Source organism: Agrobacterium sp. SORGH_AS_0440 (assembly GCF_031453135.1).
Lineage (GTDB): Bacteria > Pseudomonadota > Alphaproteobacteria > Rhizobiales > Rhizobiaceae > Agrobacterium > Agrobacterium pusense.
The window spans coordinates 1771724-1791625 of the sequence record NZ_JAVIYR010000001.1; the positions used below are offsets into that span (position 1 = coordinate 1771724).

The 19902-nt window shown below is 53.2% G+C and carries 13 protein-coding genes; 10 read left to right on the forward strand and 3 right to left on the reverse strand.

The window, feature by feature from the left end; all coding sequences use genetic code 11:
* Positions 1-263: 263 nt before the first annotated feature.
* The gene (locus tag QE453_RS08045) at positions 264-1574 is read right to left on the reverse strand and encodes a polysaccharide pyruvyl transferase family protein (RefSeq protein WP_168247104.1); all 1311 of its coding nucleotides are present in this window, start codon (positions 1572-1574) and stop codon (positions 264-266) included.
* A gap of 509 nt (positions 1575-2083) precedes the next feature.
* On the opposite strand from QE453_RS08045, the gene QE453_RS08050 reads away from it, so the two are divergent.
* The 6 genes from QE453_RS08050 (at position 2084) to QE453_RS08075 (ending at position 11280) form a co-directional block, all read left to right on the forward strand.
* Positions 2084-3361 (forward strand): glycosyltransferase family 1 protein, encoded by a 1278-nt coding sequence (locus QE453_RS08050; protein WP_135856293.1) that lies wholly within the window; start codon positions 2084-2086, stop codon positions 3359-3361.
* Between the two features lie 357 nt (positions 3362-3718).
* Entirely contained in the window at positions 3719-5179 is a 1461-nt protein-coding gene (gene rfaE1 / locus QE453_RS08055) for a D-glycero-beta-D-manno-heptose-7-phosphate kinase (RefSeq protein WP_135856291.1), read from the forward strand.
* Complete coding sequence (rfaD, locus tag QE453_RS08060; protein WP_135856289.1) at positions 5179-6165, forward strand: ADP-glyceromanno-heptose 6-epimerase; 987 nt, start codon at positions 5179-5181, stop codon at positions 6163-6165. Before rfaE1 ends, rfaD begins: the two co-directional genes overlap by 1 nt.
* 144 nt (positions 6166-6309) lie before the next feature.
* Complete coding sequence (locus QE453_RS08065) at positions 6310-7989, forward strand: HAD-IIIA family hydrolase (protein ID WP_135897194.1); 1680 nt, start codon at positions 6310-6312, stop codon at positions 7987-7989.
* A gap of 40 nt (positions 7990-8029) precedes the next feature.
* On the forward strand, positions 8030-10111 hold the full coding sequence (locus QE453_RS08070; protein WP_135856287.1) for a glycosyltransferase family 9 protein: 2082 nt from the start codon (positions 8030-8032) through the stop codon (positions 10109-10111).
* Positions 10112-10167: 56 nt separating this feature from the next.
* Positions 10168-11280 carry a glycosyltransferase family 9 protein gene (locus tag QE453_RS08075; protein WP_135856285.1) on the forward strand — a complete coding sequence of 371 codons (1113 nt, stop codon included), beginning with the start codon at positions 10168-10170 and terminating at the stop codon, positions 11278-11280.
* 60 nt (positions 11281-11340) lie between these two features.
* Here the strand turns inward: QE453_RS08075 and QE453_RS08080 are convergent, their stop codons facing one another.
* Both QE453_RS08080 and QE453_RS08085 read right to left on the reverse strand, forming a co-directional pair.
* Positions 11341-12180, reverse strand: coding sequence for an FkbM family methyltransferase (locus QE453_RS08080; protein WP_135856283.1), 840 nt, complete (start codon positions 12178-12180; stop codon positions 11341-11343).
* Between the two features lie 303 nt (positions 12181-12483).
* Positions 12484-14550 (reverse strand): ATP-dependent helicase, encoded by a 2067-nt coding sequence (locus QE453_RS08085; RefSeq protein WP_135856281.1) that lies wholly within the window; start codon positions 14548-14550, stop codon positions 12484-12486.
* A gap of 411 nt (positions 14551-14961) precedes the next feature.
* Between QE453_RS08085 and QE453_RS08090 the strand changes: the two genes are divergently transcribed.
* The 4 genes from QE453_RS08090 (at position 14962) to QE453_RS08105 (ending at position 19896) form a co-directional block, all read left to right on the forward strand.
* Positions 14962-15699: a prolyl oligopeptidase family serine peptidase gene (locus tag QE453_RS08090; protein ID WP_135856279.1), complete on the forward strand. Its 738-nt coding sequence runs from the start codon at positions 14962-14964 to the stop codon at positions 15697-15699.
* Positions 15700-15897: 198 nt separating this feature from the next.
* Positions 15898-16968: a LacI family DNA-binding transcriptional regulator gene (locus QE453_RS08095; protein ID WP_135856277.1), complete on the forward strand. Its 1071-nt coding sequence runs from the start codon at positions 15898-15900 to the stop codon at positions 16966-16968.
* A gap of 5 nt (positions 16969-16973) precedes the next feature.
* The gene (locus QE453_RS08100; protein WP_309776936.1) at positions 16974-18575 is read left to right on the forward strand and encodes an FAD-dependent oxidoreductase; all 1602 of its coding nucleotides are present in this window, start codon (positions 16974-16976) and stop codon (positions 18573-18575) included.
* A gap of 49 nt (positions 18576-18624) precedes the next feature.
* The gene (locus tag QE453_RS08105) at positions 18625-19896 is read left to right on the forward strand and encodes a sugar ABC transporter substrate-binding protein (RefSeq protein WP_135856275.1); all 1272 of its coding nucleotides are present in this window, start codon (positions 18625-18627) and stop codon (positions 19894-19896) included.
* The last annotated feature ends 6 nt before the right edge of the window (positions 19897-19902 follow it).

Consider the following 19902-nt stretch of genomic DNA (forward strand, 5'->3'; position numbering starts at 1 on the left):
GCCCGATAGTTTTTTGTCACGCGCTTGAGCGGAATGCGCAGAAAAGCTCACCGGAATTAGAAACCTATATGGCTTCATCCAGATCACGCCAATAAGCCTAGGGGCCCAAAGTGTCAACATTGCGCTTTGATGCCCTTGAAACGCTCATTGCGGGGCCGCCAAGAGCAGTGTCGTGACTTCAAACTCTTGGGCTGCGGCTGAACTAAGTGGGTGTTGGCTTGTCTCCCAGTTGTCGTGATCAGGGGTACTTTTCTGTAGCAAGCCTATTGCTGACGGTTCATTAGGTAATTTATTTTATTTTCAATATTAATGAGGCGCGTACGTATTTCCGGCGCCAGAGCCGCCGTTCGATCGCTTTCTTTCTCTGTTGCGACGCCCAGCTTAATTGCCTCCAATGCCGAAGCGAGAGGCCGCAGCTCCTCCATAGTGAATGCGTGGCGGCTACTGATATCCCAGGACGACTGGTAGTTAACCACCCTATCATTCAAGGCGTCGCGAACCAAAGTCTTGTATCGATCCATCGTCAGCCTTTTATGTTTTCTTAGATTTGCGCTGCGAGATGCGATATTGGCGATCATATCGGCGATTTTGGCAAAAGCTTCAGGCTCTGGCGTTCCTACTGACAATACCTCTGCGAGGAAGCCCTTCGTCGTGGATCCGCGCGAATCATGAGAGATCGCTATTCCTGGTACACCCAGAGATGCAGCGACACCCACGCCGTGGACGCGCGGGCCAACCACGAGATCGAACTGAGAATATATGTTGTAATAATCGTTGGAGTCGAATGAATATTCGATTTCCATGTCAGGGAAATCGCGCCTAGCCAGCGGAATTTCGTCGATATAGTGACATACGATCGAAAACTGATATTGACCTGCATAGTGCGATAACATGCGCCGATACAGTGAGTTCGTGTATTCATAGGCGTCAGACGAGAATCCGTTCCAGATAACTGAATCGGCCGCGGTGGCGTGGTAAATCAACGCAATTTTCTTTACCGTCTGGATATTGCGCTCTTGGTTGAATTCGGCGCTGAGCAAGGCGGGACAAGGAATTTCCTCGGCAGAAAAACCTTGGTTCGACACAGCCTTGAAAGTATTATGGTCTCTCACCGTCAGTAGCTTTGATTTTGAAATTACCTCGCGATAGCTTTCGTGGTAAATGTCGCAGTTGCCGCCAACGCCGATAATCATAACCGGCAAATTGTAGCGTAATATCGAGGAATAGAGATCGGTCATTTTCGCGCTACACCACTCCGGAGTGCCCGACATAATGACCCAGTCGACAAACTCACAGTTCGTGTCGGGTTTCAGAGAGTTGTCAAAAAATCCGAGTTTGAGGTTTGCTTCTAAGTCGACAAAGTCGACCTGAGAGTTGAAATCGCTGGGCAGCTTCGATGTTCTAAAGAGCTGGCGGTCCTGATGCGAGGGACGGATGTCTGGATTTCTGTTGTAAATGACAGGACAGTGGTCAACCTCCAGTTCTTTCAGCACATTTCTGACACCTTGCAAGATGAATTCATCGCCAGGGTTCCACTGCCGGGTTGTCGAAAAAATGATGTTTAGCTTTTTCATTGGAATAAACTCCCTCATCAAATCCTATCGAGCAGAACGGCAAGGTCGCCGTTTTAAGCGTCCAGCAAACCTTGCACGCCGGCGTTGGATCGATTCAACGGGCTGCGTCGGTCCTACCGCAAAGCGCTGCTTCAATACGGATTTCCCAATTATCTCTCACATTCAGCGTTCTTGGATTTTCAAACCGGGGAGGGCAACCACGAGAATTAACCCATAAGTTTTATCGCGGAGCAGTTGCGTCGCTGGCTCCTCAACTGATTGACGATTTTCTGGGACTTAGCCTGTTGAGGGTAATAATCAATTGGAACGTGCCGCTTCGACAGTTTGGTAGCTGCGCGATTGACAAGCCTACCGGCGGAAATCTATATCGGCCCAATGTTGCGAGGGCTATCGCCTGGCACGTTTTGGCGTTGGCGAGGTTGCACTATTCCATTCGCTGGTTCAGGAACAATTTTGTTCGCAGCCCCGATGATGGTCGTCGGGCCACTTCAAAGCAGGCAGGTCAGTGAATGCCCGATGTTTTTTTTGATCTATCCGAACTATATTTGAATTCTGGCGTGAAGTTCAAATATTATGGTATCGCTCGCACGGTGATGGAAGTGGCTTATGAGCTGACGAAGCTTGACGCATCAGTTCGATACGTCATTTATTCGCCATTGCACCGACGGTTTTTCGAAGTTTTTCCTCGCGTGGGTGATGCGTCGCCGACTGGCGTACTTGATCCTAATCTTCCAACTTCGGCTACGCCGCTGCGTCTTCGCCAGAATATCTATGATACAAACGCCGTAAAAAAGACGTTTTACAAGCTGCTGCATAAGATCGTTCAATATCGTAATCGTAAGCGCTGGGCCACGGTTCCTGAGGGGGCCGCCAAAGATGTCGATCTACATGAGCAAATTCTGGTTGCGCTAGGGCGTCCGAAGATTATGTCTGACTATCTGATGGCTCTCGCAGAAAGCGGCACGAAGCCTATTTTTATTCCTCTGCTTCACGACATGATACCTTTGCATGATTTCAGTCACCGAAACCAGTTTTCATTCCCTAGAAACTTTATCTACGACAATCAGGTCGCGATCAATGCGGCATCAATGATCTTGACTAACTCCGAGTTCACGGCCGCTGAAGTGAAGCATTTCTCCAAGGTTGGGACGCTGCCCCCCGTACCGAATGTTATCGCTGTTCCTCTCTGCCATGAATTGCGGCCTACTAATGAGCCCGTCGAGAAACGTGGTCCGGAAAAGCCGTATCTCCTATGCGTCGGCATATACAACGGACGGAAGAATCTGGAGTGCGTCGTCGAGGCTATGCTCTTGCTGCATCGGCGAGGCGTTTCTGTTCCTGAGCTCGTGTTGGCAGGGGCGCGCCGGAAGAGGGTGGAGAAATTTCTGAAGAAAGAGAAATTTGCCCCTTTGTTCACGAAATTTCACTTTGTCTTCAACCCGAATCAGGCGGAGTTGCGGTCGCTTTACGAAAAAGCCTATGCTCTTCTTCTGCCCAGCCGAATGGAAGGTTGGGGGCTTCCCGTCAGTGAGGCATTATGGTGCGGAACTCCTGCCTTAGCCGCAGATGTCCCTGCTTTAAGGGAAGCGGGGGGCGATTGGGCTCGCTACTTCGACCCCGAGAGCCCGGAGGAGCTAGCGACCCAACTAGAGACTCTGATTGAAAATCCGGCGGAATATGCAGCATTGAAAAAAAATATCGAACTATCCAAGCCACAAATGCGCACTTGGAAGGACGTTGCAGTTGACCTGCTTGAAGCAACAAAAAAGAGCATGCTAATTAAGTAGAAATTGCACTAATTTAAACGTGTTCTTCCGTATTATTTTTGGTTGGAGTCGTTTCGGGATGTTGCATCTGATTTTCGGGTCCGCTATCGCTCATTTCTGGAGAGTATATTTGAGATTTATTCTCGGGAATTGAGCGCGCACACATGTATTCGCTGGAGAAAAGTTTGCGAAATATTCTCGAAACCTGAGTGTGGGGTCGGATGTTGGGCGCAATGTTGGTGAATAGAAGGTAGATCGATTCGCCTGAATCGTTGTGTGGGTGTGGGGGGGCTCTGTCGATTTAGAGCGATTTTTTGGCATTGTCGTTTATGTGTTCTCTGGATCATATGAATGAATGGACAGGAAGAGTAGCTGGTGATGTTGGACTATTTGAGGTTTTCTGAGGTTAAAGTTCTCTGCATCGGTGACGTCATGCTGGATTGCTTTATTTCTGGTGATGTGGGTCGCATTTCGCCAGAAGGTCCAGTCCCCGTCATGTGCGCGCGGTCAGAAGAGTATTTTGCAGGCGGCGCCGCGAATGTTGCTCGCAATATATCATCTCTCGGCGCAAGTTGTACCCTGCTGGGGGCGATTGGCAGAGACAGCAACGGAAGCAAGCTGCTTGAGCTCTTGAATGCCGTTCATGATGTGTCAGCGGAGTTTGTCACGCTGGATAAACGTCCGACAACCATCAAGACACGCTTTTTAGGCCATGGCCAGCAAATGTTGCGCGTCGATTTTGAAGACGCCTCTCCAATTTCGTCAGAAGAAGAAGATCGAGTTATCTCAACCGCAACATCACTGATCAGCTCGCACAGTGTTGTCATTCTCTCAGACTATGCCAAAGGGCTCTTAAGCGAGAGGGTTGTCAAAGCTGTTATTGCGGCCTGCCGGTCTGAGGGAAAGCCAATTATTATCGACCCCAAGACTTCCGATTTCTCTCGGTATGCCGGGGCCGCGATTGTAACGCCCAATCAAAAGGAAACGCAGGCTGTGACGGGTCTGTGGCCAGATACCGACCAGGAAGCGGAATTGGCCGGCGAACTGATTCTGTCTCGCTTTGACATCGAGGCGGTCCTCATTACGCGTGCTGAGAAAGGAATGACGCTTATTGAGCGGGATCATCAGCCTTTCCACATCCGCGCAGACGCGAAAGAGGTTTTCGATGTTGTCGGCGCGGGGGATACGGTGATTGCAGCACTCGCAGTCGGCCTTGGTTCACATATTTCGCGCGCTGAAGCGGCGCGCGTCGCAAATGCTGCCGCTGGTATTGTAGTGGGGAAAAAAGGCACGGCGACCGTCTCTGTTGCGGAGCTTCGAGATGCATTGTCTCATGATACTTCATCCGGTGAGGTAAGTCCGTCGGATAAACTTGTTGCCTGGAACGATATTCAAGCGCTAACAGAAGATTGGCGAAGCGATAATCTGAAAGTGGGCTTCACCAATGGCTGCTTCGATATCCTGCACGTTGGACATATCAGGCTTTTGCAATATGCACGAGATAATTGCGACCGGCTGGTCGTAGGTGTGAATTCAGATAGCTCGGTAAAGCGCCTCAAGGGAACGGCGCGGCCGATAAATACCGAATTTGATAGGGCGGAATTGTTGGGCGCCCTTGCTTTTGTCGACGCAGTGGTGGTGTTTGAAGACGACACGCCGCTTGAACTCATCCAAATGATACGTCCTGATGTGTTGGTAAAAGGTGCGGACTACACGATTGATAAAATTGTCGGTGCCGACGTCGTCATGGCGGCTGGCGGCAAGGTTGTGACGTTCGAGATAGTACCGGGGAAAAGCACGACGGCGACAATAGCGCGGAGCCAGGAAAGGGCAGTTTGATGTATATTGTAACTGGGGCGGCTGGATTTATTGGGTCAAACATTGTGGCTGATTTGGAAGCGGCGGGTCTGGGACCAATCGCTGTGGTTGACTGGTTCGGGCGCGGTGACAAGTGGCGCAACCTAGCGAAGAGGAACATCGCGGCTTATGTTTCTCCTGAGGGGTTGCAGGAGTATCTTCGCGGCCTAAAGATGGAAGTTAAGGCTGTGATCCACATGGGCGCGATCTCGGCCACGACTGAAGCTGACGTAGACAGACTGATCGACCTAAACATTAACTATTCAGTTATGTTGTGGGATTGGTGCGCTGAGCATGGTGTCCCATTCATTTACGCATCTTCCGCTGCGACCTACGGCGGAATCGAGGATGGATTTGATGATAATGAGTCATCCGCCGCTCGAGCGGGCCTGGCACCGTTAAATGCGTATGGCTGGAGCAAAAAAACGACAGATGATATTTTTGTCGAACGTGTCGCCCGAGGTGAGAACGCTCCCCCCCAGTGGGTTGGTCTGAAATTCTTTAATGTGTATGGCCCCAACGAGTACCACAAGGATGACATGCGCAGCGTAGCTTGCAAGCTCTTTGACGTTGTGCAGACGACGAATGAGGTCTCCCTATTCAAATCCTATCGGCCTGACATCGCGCATGGCGAACAACGTCGCGACTTTGTCTATGTTAAAGACTGCACGTCTTTCATTCTTTGGCTTTTGCACAATAGAAACCGGAGTGGGATATTCAACTGCGGATCCGGCAAGGCGAGGTCGTTCGCAGATATCGTCCACGTCATGGGGGACATTTTAGGCAAGAAACTCAATATAAACTTCATTGAAATGCCGGAGGCCATTCGTGGAAAATATCAGTATTTCACGGAGGCAAATATGTCGAAAGTGGCATCGATAGGCTATAACGGCCCGCAGTCGTCCCTGGAAGAAGGGCTACATGACTACATTAATAGTTATCTACGGCATGACGACAGGTATCGGTAAACTCAATACGTAGTGTGCGAGAAACCTTTAATTCGAAGTGGACATCTATCTTTGGTGGAAGCCCGTTCGACCAAAAAAATTTCGGTGGCAAGATTATCCATCTTCCAATTAATTTAGCCGGACAGTAAGTAGGGAAAACCGTCAATGGTGCAGCCGGGTTTTGATTCCGCCCAGAGTGAGTATCTGGACCTTAAGAAATGGCTTTTCGAAGCGGCACTTCCTTTGTGGTCTTCGTTCGGGCGAGACGATGTTAATGGCGGCTTTTTTGAGAAAATCGACAAAAACGGAGTTGCTGTGGAAGCTGCTCGCAGGACGAGAGTCGTCTGCCGCCAAATCTACAGCTTTTCTGCTGCGAAGAAGATGGGCTGGTCAGGCGACGCAGAAGGCTTGGTTCAGCACGGGTGGAGTTTTCTTCGACGCCACTGTTTTAACGCAAACGGAACGCTGATTGCGACTGTGGACGCGGCTACCGGGTCAAAGAAGACCTCGTTTGATCTTTATGATCATGCTTTTGCATTATTTGGCTTGAGTTATGTCGCTGAGACTCTCAAAAGCGCAGAGAATGCCGCAGATGACGCTCTGGGTTGTCTCGAGGCGATGATCTCCGGGTGGAAACATCCGATCGCGGGTTTCGAAGAGGCGATTCCCCCCATCGTGCCACTTCGGTCAAATCCGCATATGCATCTTTTTGAGGCTTTTATTACCTGGCTGGAAAATCCGCTCGTTAAGAATTCCGATCGCTGGCTCTCTTGTCTAAATGAGATCGGAGACTTGTGTCTGTCTGCATTTATATCCAATGAAAATGGATCGCTTCGTGAGTATTTTAATCACGACTGGTCAGTGATGCGTGACAACTCTCTGGCGCCTGTCGAGCCCGGGCACCAATTCGAGTGGGCTTGGCTGCTCACAAGGTGGGGTAAAATGGCTGGGCGGAAGGATGCCCTGATTGCGGCTCGCAGACTGGTGGAGATTGGCGAAAAAGGTGTCGACGAATCGCTTTCATTGGCTCGAAATGGCCTTGATTTCAGCTTAAATCCGTTAGATAGAGCTTTTCGTTTATGGCCGCAAACGGAGCGGATCAAGGCTTGGCTTATGATGGCCGAAACGGCGATCACGCCGGAAGATAGAGAGAATGCTTATGCGAAGGTCGCCGACGCAGCCTCTGGTCTGAAACGTTTTTTCAGCGACGTTCTGCCTGGCCTCTGGGTTGACCGTTTTGACGAAAACGGAAATGTGGTAGAAGAACCCGCACCAGCGTCCTCTCTTTACCATATCGTCTGCGCCATCGAGGAAATGCATAGACTGCTGGAGCCTCATACGCAAAGCGTGCCCGGGCTTTTTCTGGACCGTGATGGCGTTATCATCGAAGATACCGGATATCCGAGTAAAGTGGAGGACGTTCGGCTGATCCCCGGAGCCGCGGAGGTTATAAGCTCTTTTAGAGAGCGAGGATACCGCGTATTTGTCGTAACAAATCAGTCTGGCATAGGACGTGGTTATTACGATGATCTCGACTACATCATTTTGAAGGCGCATATCGGGAAGTTGCTCCGGAAAGAGGGAGCTTATATCGATGATGAGCGCCTTTGTCCTTTTCACGAAAGCGCCACCGTTGAAAAGTATCGGGGCAATCACTATTGGAGAAAGCCGTCTCCAGGGATGATTGAGGATATTGTCGTCCGGTGGAACATAGACCGAAAGCGAAGCGTGCTTATTGGCGACAAATTATCTGATATTGAGGCGGCAAAGGCAGCTAAAATAGACGGTCGTCATTTTTGCGGCCAAAATTTGATGCATTTCGCCGAAAAAGAAAACATTCTATGATGGGAAATGTTTTGAAGGGTTCGCGCGGGATAACCAAGGCATGAAAGAAGGCGTTTCCTATGAAGCTTTCGAGGCCTATCTGTCGCAACAGCGTTGTCCCGATTATAGCGGCCCAGCGACATATAAGGTGCTTTTCTGTGCGCTCACCGATGAGTTGAAAGAGTCGCGTGTCGCCGCGCTGTTTGGTTCGTGGTCAGAAAGCGAAATTGATTGGATAACGGCTCAAGGCTGGACAGCGGACGCAGGCGAGAATCCTGATATTTTGGCAGAACGCCCAGATGACCGCAAGAGTTCGGCCGCCAATCTGGTGATTTGCCGACTGATGGATGCGCCACTTGATTCGAAGATCGCGTATCAGATTGTTTCTAAAGCACATGGTCGCCTTTCTGACGGGGGCGTCCTTATTTTGGAAATAATGAGGTCGAACGGTGATGTTGCTGCGTCGCACGCGCGAAATTTTCCCTCTTCCGAAATTGTCCCCGAATTCATCGTGGCTGAAGCCGGACGGTATTTAGGTTTTTCTTCAATCGAGACACGTTACTTTCCAACCGGCCTAGTTGGAGAGGCTGACACGAGCTTTGTAGCTGCGGTTATTTTGCAGAAGTCATATGCTCACGGAAACAATCCCATCTCGGTTGTCGGGCGGGCAATCAATTCAATGAACGGATATACTGGTTTAAGAGCTGCAACCCACTCTCAAGAGACCGAAGTGCTTCACCGCGAAGAATTACTGTCTGCAATACGAGACTGGCGCAGTCAGTCGAAGATGAGCGCGGATGTAATTGCGGAACTATCGAGCGCTGCATTAGAAGCAGGGAGTGTTTCCCATCGCCTGTCAAAAGCAGAGCGCCGTATACGACGATTGACTTGGCAGACTGCGATATTCCTGCCTCTGACTTACCCGCTATCTTTGGTGATATCGGGAGCCGCCGGATTGGTGGCGCGGATCAAGGATAAAAGACGCAAAGGTCGCTTTGAACCAAAAAAAAAACTCCCATCTGACCAACGAGAAATCTATGACCGGAAGATAGTAACATCGTCGCCGCATGCTGGGTATTTTGCCGGCAGTTCGGAACCTAAAATACTTATCGTAAAACTGGATCATATAGGCGATTTCATTTTGTCTTTGCCCGCCATTAGGGTCCTAAAGGACGCGTGGCCGCACGGGCATTTCACGATTGTCTGTTCACCGACCAACTCTGGTTTGGCCAAAGCGTGTGGTTACTTTGATGAAGTGAGAGAGTATAATTTTTTTGCGCAGCTTTCGCAGGACGTGAAAAAAGCTGACATGTCTAAATTCTCCAGGATCAGGGATGTCGTTGGTGAGGTTTACGACATCGCAATCGATCTTAGGCATGACCAAGATACGCGACCAACATTGGCTTTTGTTGATGCAAAGATTAAGGCGGGGTATCAGACGCACGGGAAGCAGTTTGTTCCACTCGATGTCTCGCTTCCTCCTATTCCCGAACGTTCCGGCCTTCACAAAAGCCCTCATAATATCCGCAGGCTAATGTTGCTTTGCAGCCACGTTGTAAACTCAGTGAAGCCGTTGATGTTCGATGCGGGAAGTGCTTTGGTGTTGGCCGGGCGTGAGGCGCCTCTGCCGAACGGAGAAAAATATGCAATTTTAGCACCTGGTGGTGGCACACTGGCCAAGAAGTGGCCAGCTGAAAGATTCGCCGAACTGGCTGTTCGAATAGCCCAGCATCATGATCTAAAAATTGTCGTCTTGGGCGGCGCGCAGGAAAAAGAATATGGTGAAGCGGTATCGAGAGCGCTCCCCGCAGGACAGGTATTTGACCTAACAGGAAGTCTTCCTCTTGTCGACATGGCGAAAGTCTCAGCGGGTGCAACGATATTTGTTGGGAGCGATACGGGTGCGACGCAGCTAGCGGCTCTTTTAGGTACCCCTACCGTTGCAGTGTTTAGCGGCGTCGCAGATGTGAACCTGTGGCAGCCAGTCGGCATGAGAGTGGAAGTCGTGAGGCGACCAATTCCTTGTTCCCCGTGTTATATCGCGAAATTAGAGAATTGCGTGCAAGGTCATGCGTGTATGAACGACATTCAGGTGGATCACGTCTACAAGTCGGTAGAGAGCTTGATCTCTACAACTGAGTGAAGCTGCCTCAGGTTGATTCAGCCGTAAATATCTTGAAAAAGTATAGAGAGTGTGTGGTGGCAGTTTTCAAAGCAATCGAAAAAAAGCTGAGACATGCGTATAAACGACGCAAACTCGCATCGTCCGGTATCGTTGAAAATGACGGCGGAGCCATACTGGTAACAGGAGGCTTAGGCGATCTCATTGTGATCGCGCGGTTCATGCGCGATCTCCTGGAGCATTTGGGCGGCGGGTCGTTTTCGATTTTTTACAGTTCGCCAACGGTGGCGGATATGGTTTTCAGAAGTGTACCGGGATTTTCCGGTGCGTATCCGTCCCACTTTTTCAAATATGCTAAAGATGTCTATCTTTACGGGCTCAAGATAAATCAGTTTATATATGTCGAGAAATGGCCGGGTCATCGTGCGATGACACTTGCTGATCCAAAAATATATGAGCTTGTAAGAATACTTGAGGCTTATGAGAAGAAGATGGAGCCGCTTCATGTTGTGCGTATGCATCATCCTTTTCTTGATGGCACTTTAGGCAGATATGCGGCGATCAAAGGCCGCTCGCGGAACGACTTTCTCCATTATGCAGCCGGTATTCCATATGGTGGTGATACATTATCTCTCAGTGGCGATGGCACAATTCTAGCCCGACATGGTCTCGTCTCCGGCAGATACATCACGATTCACAATGGATATGATGAGGCGATGCAAGGCCCGCCCGGCCAGCGGGCCACCAAGGCCTATCCGGGATGGGGCGATGTGGTTTCCTATTTGCTGGAAAAATTTGGCGGGGACTTGAAGGTTGTTCAAATAGGTACAGAGAAGACCAGTGCGCCTATTGCCGGTGTAGATGTCAACCTGATTGGAAAGACTTCATTAAAGCAGGCACTGGGACTTCTCGAGAATACCGCGTTTCATTTGGATAATGAAGGAGGATTTGTACATGCTGCAGCTGCGTTTGGGAAGAAGAGCTGCGTCGTGTTCGGGCCGACATCGGTAGATTTTTTTGGTTATCGATCAAATTTGAATTTCTCTCCTCTCCAATGCGGTGATTGTTGGTGGAGCGAAAAGACATGGATGATGGCATGTCCGAGAGGTGACACTTTGCCGGCTTGCATGTCGGCATATGATCCTCGGGTCCTAGCCGAGGAGATTTATCGTTGGTGGGCGGCCATGTAGATAACAATTCTGGTAGTAGACGCGAGCTCGACCCTACCGCCAGGCTAAATCCCAGGCCGCTCAGCTAAGCCACGGGCACAATTTTGATTTCCATATTTCGTCGACAAAAATAAGGTTACCGGAAGTAGCGAAATGGACGTAATATCCTGCTTTTGTCATAAGATGAAAAATTTCGTCTTTTTCACCACCAGCCCCGGAAAATACTACTTCCACGCATACAACCATAGGTCTGTGCCTGTTGAAATCAATGCTTCTGAGTATTTTGTGATCCAAGCCTTCAACATCAATTGACATGAACGCTGGGCACTTGCCGTTATAATGTTTATCAAGAATCTCACTTATGGTCGTAACTGGGATTTTTTCCACAGCAGTTATCGAAAACTGGGGATAGTCCCTTACGAAGCTCTCTGCCACTTCTCGCGAAAAAGAATTTCTACCGGATCGCTCGTCGATCATGTAAAAATCAAGTTCCCCGATTGCATCGCTCACGCCAATGTTTAAATTTATGTCTTCCGGGCGTGTGTCCTTAAATTCTGCTGCCAAAACAGGATTGGCTTCAATATTTATTCCTCTGGATCCTAGGCTATATAATAACGCGGTGTTACTTATATTTATAGGGTGGTGCGCACCTATGTCGATGTAGTCTGGTTTTTTTATGCCGAGATGGTGAAATATACTTGCTATTACTAAATCTTCTCCATGCTGACTATAGGTTGTTCCGCCGAATTGCTGATCTGGATGACCTTTCCAGAATACCGTGTGCGCCTCTTTTGCTGCTTCCGAGTGCTTGAAGGAGTTTTGTTCGCGTATGATTGCGTCCACCTTCGCTTCAATGTGAACAAGGCGTTCTTTCACGTCGTTAAAATATCCTTTTAACGAGTTAATGTAATTTCCGATCATGCAGTTTAGCTCCCCCTTATTATATGTAAACAACCAGTGATTGCGTGCGCAACGGGCAGTACCGATCGATATCGAAACCGTTTTTCCAAGTCAATATTAGGTTGTCTATATGTAAGCAGAGGAGGAAGCTAGCCTCAGAATCGGCGAGAATATCGACCGTCTCGGGTGATCAACCTTTAAATGCGGGTCATTAGGACAGCATTTTGACAGTCAAAACCATAAGCCGTGAATAGCCCTCAATAAGCACACGCCTCAAGGATGAACACGAGTTTGCCCCGGACGCCGAGCGACTGGAACGAAAAACTACTTCCACATCGCCCTCATCCGCGCACCCACATCAATTCGGATCTGCTGCGCGCTGCGTTCCGAAGCCGCGGCTGAGACCAATGGCCAAGTCATCGTCTCAAAAAACTGCAGCAATGTCGCCGGTATGAAGCGGGTTCTGGCGGCGTAAACATGCCGGTCACCCTGCTGACTCTGCCCGCCTGTGAAGAAGCGTTGCGGCGTGATCAGCGACAGGCTGTCCTTGGCGCGGGTCATGGCGACGTAGAGCAGCCGGCGTTCCTCCTCCAGTTCCTGGGTGGTGCCGACGCCGAGGTCCGAGGGGATGCAGCCGTCGACCACATTGAGGATGAAGACGGAGCGCCACTCCTGGCCTTTTGCCGAATGAATGGTGGAGAGGCTGAGATAATCCTCGTCGAGCAGCGGGACGCCGGCCTGATCGCTGGTGGCGTCCGGCGGATCGAGCGTCAGTTCGGTCAGGAAGCGTTCGCGTGAAGGGTACCCTCCAGCGATCTGCTCGAGCTGCAGCAGATCAGCCTTGCGAGTGTCCGCATCCTCATGCAGGCGTTCGAGATGCGGTTCGTACCACAGCCGAGCCCGCCCGATCTGGCCCGGCCAGTCATTCGGCGCCTGCCGCAGGCCCACAAGCATTTGTGTGAAGGCTCTCCAGTCATCGCCGGTCTTCGGCGGCGGCGGAATTTCGGCGAGGGCAAGCAGCGGCTCTGGGTCTGTCACAATCGTATCGAGAATATTGCCAGCCTTCTTCGGTCCGATGCCTGGCAGCATCTGCAGCAGCCGGAAACCGGCGACGCGGTCGCGCGGGTTCTGTGCGAAACGCAGCACGGCCAGCATGTCCTTCACATGGGCGCTGTCCAGGAATTTCAGGCCGCCGAATTTGACGAAGGGGATGTTGCGGCGGGTCAGTTCCACCTCGAGCGGGCCGCTATGGCTGGAGGTGCGGAACAGCACGGCCTGCTGTTTCAGCGTCATGCCGCTCTCGCGATTGGCGAGGATCTGGTCGATGATGAAATTCGCCTGCTCGGTTTCATCCTTTACCGTTACGAGCCTTGGGCGCTCGAGCGACACCCGTTCGGTCCACAGGTTCTTGGTGAAGCGCTCGCGCGCGAGATCGATGACCCCGTTGGCGGCTGCAAGGATCGGCTGCGTCGAGCGATAGTTGCGATCCAGCGTGATGATATCGGCCGCCGGGCTGAAGGAAGCCGGGAAATCGAGGATGTTGCGAACGGTCGCTGCGCGGAAAGAATAAATCGACTGCGCGTCGTCGCCCACCACGGTCAAGCCGCGGCCTCTGGGCTTCAGCGCCATCAGCACTGATGCCTGCAACCGGTTGGTATCCTGATATTCATCGACCATCACATGGTCGAAGCGGTTGCCTATATCGTTGGCCAGAACGGGGTCGCTGACCATCTGGGCCCAGTAGAGCAGAAGATCGTCGTAATCGAGCACGTTCTGGACCTGTTTGGCCTCGACATAGGCCGCGAACAGTTCCCTGAGTTCGCTTTCCCAGTTGGCAACCCAGGGATAATGCTGGCGCAAGATGTCCTTGAGTGGCGTCTGGGAATTCACGACGCGCGAATAGATCGCAAGACAGGTGCCCTTTGTCGGAAAGCGGCTTTCGGTTTTGGAAAACCCCAGCTCGTGCCGGGCAAGGTTCATGAGGTCGGCGCTGTCTTCGCGGTCGTGGATGGTGAAATCGATGTTGAGGCCGATCTGCTCGGCATAGATGCGCAACAGCCGTGCACCAATGCCGTGAAACGTGCCGGACCACGCCAATGCATCTGTCATGATTGCCGAATTTGCCCCGAGGACCTGCTTGCATATCCGTTCGACACGGCGCGCCATCTCGGAAGCTGCGCGCCTTGAGAACGTCATCAGCAGGATGCGGCGGGGATCGGCGCCATTCACGATCAGATGCGCAACACGGTGAGCCAGCGTATTGGTCTTTCCCGAGCCGGCGCCGGCGATGATCAGAAGCGGACCGGCGACATGTCCATCCACCAGTCCAACACCATGTTCCACGGCCTTGCGTTGCTGCTCGTTCAGTTTTTCCAGATAGGCAACCGCCATCCTGCACCAATCCTCGATATCTGCCCTAGGCGAAGCTGCCTGCCCGAAAACGGCGGGCGACTGAGCCCGCGCCGCCATTTCGCCTTCGTGCCGCAATGATTAGCAAAGACTCAAACAGCAAGCCAGAACAAATGCTGAACGTAAAGGCCTTGCTGCACAAGTCCGGTTGGAGCCATCACCTGACAGCTCGATTTCTGAAGTCTCTTCCTCGAATGTTGCCTCAGCAGCGGAAGCGGATATGCTGTCGTCGCATCGCCGGAAATCAGATGAGGCAGTTGTCTCATTGGTTTGAAATAAAGAGGTATTTCATGTTTTCCGAGGCGCTTTTCCTGCTTTTTCCGGGAGCGTTGAACCCGATCGGATTAACGGTCATTACCCCCGAAGAGGCTTATTCACTGGGAGGAAAAAATCATGAGACGACTTAAATTCTGCCTGATCGCTCTGGCTGCAATCACTGCCTCGACATTTGCACAGGCCGAACAGAAAGCGATGAAATCCGATGTCACCATCGCTTCTGACCTCAACTACCTGCTTTATACGCCCAAGGATTACGCCGGCTCAAACAAGACCTATCCTCTTGTCGTCTGGCTGCATGGCGGCGATCAGGGCGGTAGCGACGTCGAAAAGCTACGGACGAGCGGCTTGCCGAAAATGATAGAGGACGGACGTGAGTTTCCCTTCCTGGTGTTTTCACCGCAAAATCCGAGCGAGGAACTACTTTACCCGATCGAGCGTGTCGCCAGTGTTCTTGAGGCGGTGGTGGCCAACCATCGGGTGGACCGGGAACGGATCTATCTGATCGGCTATAGCCGGGGAGGGTTCGGCGCATGGTCCATGGCAGAGCAGTTTCCTCAAACTTTCGCCGCGGTGGTTCCGATAGCCGGCGGCGGCATTCGGCACTACCTCAATCGAACGAACGAGAACGCGGCTTTCTGGGCCTTTCATGGTGCAAATGACGAGGTTATCCCGCTATCCGATACGGTGGTGCTCGTGCAACGTCTTAAGGAGCTGAAACGCAATGTTCGGCTTACGGTGTTTGAGGACACGGACCATCAGGCGGTCGAGGGAAAGGTGCTGAACGACGAGGCGATGTGGACTTGGTTGCTTGAGCAGAAGCTTGCGGGCGAAAAAGCGTCCTCGAATCCGTAAATCCGGGCCGACCGCTGTTTCTTACAGCTGACATTGCCGTTTCTGCCGCGTTTTGCCATTGCAGCGCAGGCTTGCGATAATCTGCGACCCTTTCAGCGAATGCACTTTATCGCTTGACTCCCTACGCGGAGATGGTGCTAATACGCATTAGCTGCTAATACGTATTAGCAGGGAACGAATGCCGGAGGAGGGCATGGCGTGTCCAGTCACAGACGTCTCACGCAGAACGATATTGCCAAGCTTGCCGGCGTCAGCCAGGCAACGGTGTCACTTGTTCTGAACGGCGCGCCGGCAGCGGTCGCGCGCATCCCGGACGAAACCCGGGAAAGGGTGCAGGCCGTCATTCGCCAGACTGGTTATGTTGCCGATCCGATTGCGCGGCGCATGGCCAAGGGGCTGAACCGGATCCTCGGCGTTTTCACCTATGAGCCAGCATTCCCGAGCGCCCAGGCTGACTTCTTCACGCCCTTCCTGCTGGGTATCGAAGAAGAGGCACAGCAGCAGGCTTATGATCTTCTGCTGCTGACGAGCGCCGGCGTCGGCGATAACCGCAAGATTTTCTCGGAAGGCAACAGGCTTCGGATTGCGGACGGCTGTCTGGTTCTCGGCCGCGAGTTCGATCGCAAGGAACTCGCCCGGCTGGTTTCGGAAGACTATCCCTTCGTCGCGATCGGCCGTCGTGAAGATGCCGGCGGGCCGGTTCCCTATGTCGGCGGCGACTACGCTGCGGGAACGCGTCAGCTTGTCGAAGACGCCATCGCGCTGGGACACACCAGGCTTGCCTATATCGGCCCGCATGGTCCGGCAGAATCGATTGCCGATCGCTGGCAAGGTTTCAGCGCGGCGCTCGCAGATGCGGCCACGATTGCCCTGCATATCAAGGCGGTCAACCGCCCGGCCGAGAAAATACTTGATGCCATCATTGAGAGCGGGGCCACAGTCGCCTTCTTCATAGAATTGGCCGATGCCGTGCGCGTCGAGGCGCTGGCGCGGGCGAGGGGGCTTGTCGTGCCGGACGCATTTTCGATGATCGTGCTTGGCAGTCATATCAGGGCCGCTCGCAGTCCCGTGCGCTTCACCTCCTATGAAATTCCGCGCGAGGAGATGGGGCGGCAGGCAACCGCCATGCTGGTCAACCGCATCGAGACCGGCAGCGCCGGTGGGCAGATCCTTCTCAAATGTGAACCCGTCAAGGGAGAGACGTTGGGGCGGGCCCCGACCGGCTCGGCAAACAAGTCCTCAGTCAACAAAACGGATGTGACGTCGTGAAAGACATGAAAGCAGATATTCTCGTGGTCGGTGGCGGCCTTGGCGGCGTAGCGGCGGCACTGGCTGCCGCACGAGCGGGCAAACGCGTGATCATGACCGAAGAATACGACTGGATCGGCGGCCAATTGACCAGTCAGGCCGTTCCCTCGGACGAGCATACATGGGTTGAACAGTTCGGCATCACCCGGTCCTACCGGGCGCTGCGCAACGGTGTGCGGCAATATTATCGAGACCATTATCCGCTGATGGAAGGCGCGCGCGCGTGGGGCGACCTTAATCCGGGCGGCGGATGGGTGAGCCGCATCTGCGCCGAGCCGCGTGTCAGCCTCGCGGTCATGGAAAGCATGCTGATGCCCTATATTGGCGCAGGTCGCCTGACGATACTCAAGCCCTGGCGTCCCGTCGGGGCCGATGTGGACGGGGACTTGGTTCGCTCCGTGACCGTTCGCCATCGCGACAGCGGCGCTGAAATCGTTATATCCGCCGATTACGTACTCGACGCCACCGAACTTGGCGATCTGCTGCCGATGACCAGCACGGAATATGCCAAGGGTTTTGAGGCGCAGTCGGACACGGAAGAACCGAGCGCGCCAGAGCACGCTCAACCAGACAATGTGCAGGCTGTCTCAATCTGCTTTGCCATTGACCACGTCGATGGCGATCAGACGATCGACAAGCCTGAGAACTACGACTATTGGCGCTCTTATCAGCCGCATTTCTGGGGTGGTCCGCTCCTCGGCTTCACCGCGCCGCATCCGCGCACGCTGGAGCATACTACCCGCTCCTTCACGCCAAATCCCGATGATAACCCGCTCCTGGTCGATGCCGACCAGCGCAAGGGCGGCGGTGATGAGAATCTTTGGATCTTTCGGCGCATCGCGGCGCGGAAAAACTTTGCGCCCGGCTTCTATAAGTCGGATATCTGCCTCGTGAATTGGCCGATGATCGATTACATGGATGGCACGATCATCGATGTGACCGAGGGAGAAAAGGCGCGCCACCTGAAGGCGGCGGCAGATCTTTCTTATTCGGTCTTCTACTGGCTGCAGACGGAAGCGCCGCGTCTTGATGGCGGGCAGGGGTTCCGCGGGCTTCGGCTGCGTGGCGATATCACCGGTACCGACCATGGGCTCGCCATGGCGCCCTACATTCGCGAGAGCCGCCGTATCAAGCCGGTGACGCGCATCGTTGAGCAGGATCTTTCCTACACGGTTCGCGGTGAAAGGGGCGCGGTCCGCTATCGCGACAGCATCGGTATCGGCATGTACCGCATCGACCTGCATCCATCCACCGGCGGCGACAACTACATCGACGTGCCATCCTGTCCGTTTGAAATTCCGCTCGGTGCGCTGATCCCGCAGCGGGTGAAAAATCTCATCCCCGCCGGAAAGAACATCGGCACGACGCATATTACCAATGGTTGCTACCGCCTGCATCCGGTCGAATGGAACATCGGCGAAGTGGCCGGGATGCTTGCGGCGCACTGCCTGGAAAATGGCGTCACGCCGCATCAGGTGCAGGAAGACGATGACCGCCTGGAAGCCTTCCAGACGCAGCTGACCCGTGAGGGCATCGAAATACGCTGGCCTGATATCGCGGCCTATTAGGACGGCGGTTTGCCGTCTCATCGAACCCATCTTTGGAGGAGGACCGGGAATGAACAATCATTTTAAACTGAAATCCACGGCCTGTGCGCTTGCCCTGGTCGGCTCGCTTGCGCTTGCGGGGGGAGCGATTGCGCAGGATGCGGTTAATCTGCGCATGACTATCTGGAGCGCCAACGAGGCGCATCTCAAGCTCTTCAACGAGATCGCAGCCGGTTTCAAGAAGGATCATCCAAATGTCAGCGTGACTTATGAGTCGCTGCCTTTTGATACCTACACGACTGCACTCACCACACAGATCGCGGGCGGCAACGCACCTGACATGGCCTGGATTTTCGAGACGTCGGCTTATGATTTCGTCAAGTCCGGGGCGCTCTACCCGCTGACGGACACACTGAAGGCTGCGCCGGGATATAATCTTGAAGAGGTGGGTGCCGGCGCCACGGAACGCTGGTCGCAGGACGGTACGCTTTACGCCTATCCGTTTTCGACCTCGCCCTTCGCCGTCTTCGTCAATAACGATCTTATCAAGGCTGCCGGTGCCAAAACCCCTGCGGACATGATCGCTGCCGGCGAATGGACGTGGGACAACGCCATCGCCACGGCGTCGGCTGTCGCCAAGACCGGAAAGGGCGGGCTTGTCGTCCGCGATTTCAATTACCAGAGCTGGCAATATCTCACTTCCGTCTGGAATGGCTGGGGGGCTTCACCCTGGAGTGCTGACGGCGCCACCTGCACCATGGCGGAAAAGCCGATGGCGGATGCCATTTCGTTCATCCACGATGCCATCTTCGACAAGAAGGCCATTCCGGGCCCCGGCGAGACGGTCGATTTCTTTGCTGGCAATGCGGCGATGACGATTACGCAGATCAGCCGTGCCTCGCTTCTGCCGAAGGACAAGCCATTTGGCTGGGACCTCGTGCCTCTTCCGAAGGGCCCTGCGGGCGATTATGCGCTGATCGGCCAGGCGGGTATCGGCGTCATGCAATCAGGCAAGAATGCCGAGACCGCGGCGCAATTCGTGGCTTACATGACCAATCCGGAAAATTCCGCCAAACTCAGCCAGTTCTTCCCTTCAGCGCGCAAGTCTTTGCTGAATGCGCAGGTGCTGAAAAAGACGAACCCGCTGCTCAGCGAGGAGCAGATAGAAAAGGTTGTCATCTCAGGCATCTCGACTGGCAAGGTCATGCCCGGCCATACCGGCTTTGCCCAGATCCAGCAGATCGTGCGTTCGAACCTCGACGCCGTCTGGCGGCCGCAGGCCGATGTGGCCGGTGCGCTTCAGAAAATCTGCGGCCAGATCGGGCCGCTCTTGAAGCGCTGAGGAGAA

Excerpts from the sequence above, each read along its gene's own strand:
- QE453_RS08045 (WP_168247104.1), bottom strand. The coding sequence starts at position 1,574 with ATGAAAAAGCTAAACATCATTTTTTCGACAACCCGGCAGTGGAACCCT.
- QE453_RS08050 (WP_135856293.1), top strand. The coding sequence starts at position 2,084 with ATGCCCGATGTTTTTTTTGATCTATCCGAACTATATTTGAATTCTGGC.
- rfaE1 (WP_135856291.1), top strand. The coding sequence starts at position 3,719 with ATGTTGGACTATTTGAGGTTTTCTGAGGTTAAAGTTCTCTGCATCGGT.
- rfaD (WP_135856289.1), top strand. The coding sequence starts at position 5,179 with ATGTATATTGTAACTGGGGCGGCTGGATTTATTGGGTCAAACATTGTG.
- QE453_RS08065 (WP_135897194.1), top strand. The coding sequence starts at position 6,310 with ATGGTGCAGCCGGGTTTTGATTCCGCCCAGAGTGAGTATCTGGACCTT.
- QE453_RS08070 (WP_135856287.1), top strand. The coding sequence starts at position 8,030 with ATGAAAGAAGGCGTTTCCTATGAAGCTTTCGAGGCCTATCTGTCGCAA.
- QE453_RS08080 (WP_135856283.1), bottom strand. The coding sequence starts at position 12,180 with ATGATCGGAAATTACATTAACTCGTTAAAAGGATATTTTAACGACGTG.
- QE453_RS08085 (WP_135856281.1), bottom strand. The coding sequence starts at position 14,550 with ATGGCGGTTGCCTATCTGGAAAAACTGAACGAGCAGCAACGCAAGGCC.
- QE453_RS08090 (WP_135856279.1), top strand. The coding sequence starts at position 14,962 with ATGAGACGACTTAAATTCTGCCTGATCGCTCTGGCTGCAATCACTGCC.
- QE453_RS08100 (WP_309776936.1), top strand. The coding sequence starts at position 16,974 with ATGAAAGCAGATATTCTCGTGGTCGGTGGCGGCCTTGGCGGCGTAGCG.
- QE453_RS08105 (WP_135856275.1), top strand. The coding sequence starts at position 18,625 with ATGAACAATCATTTTAAACTGAAATCCACGGCCTGTGCGCTTGCCCTG.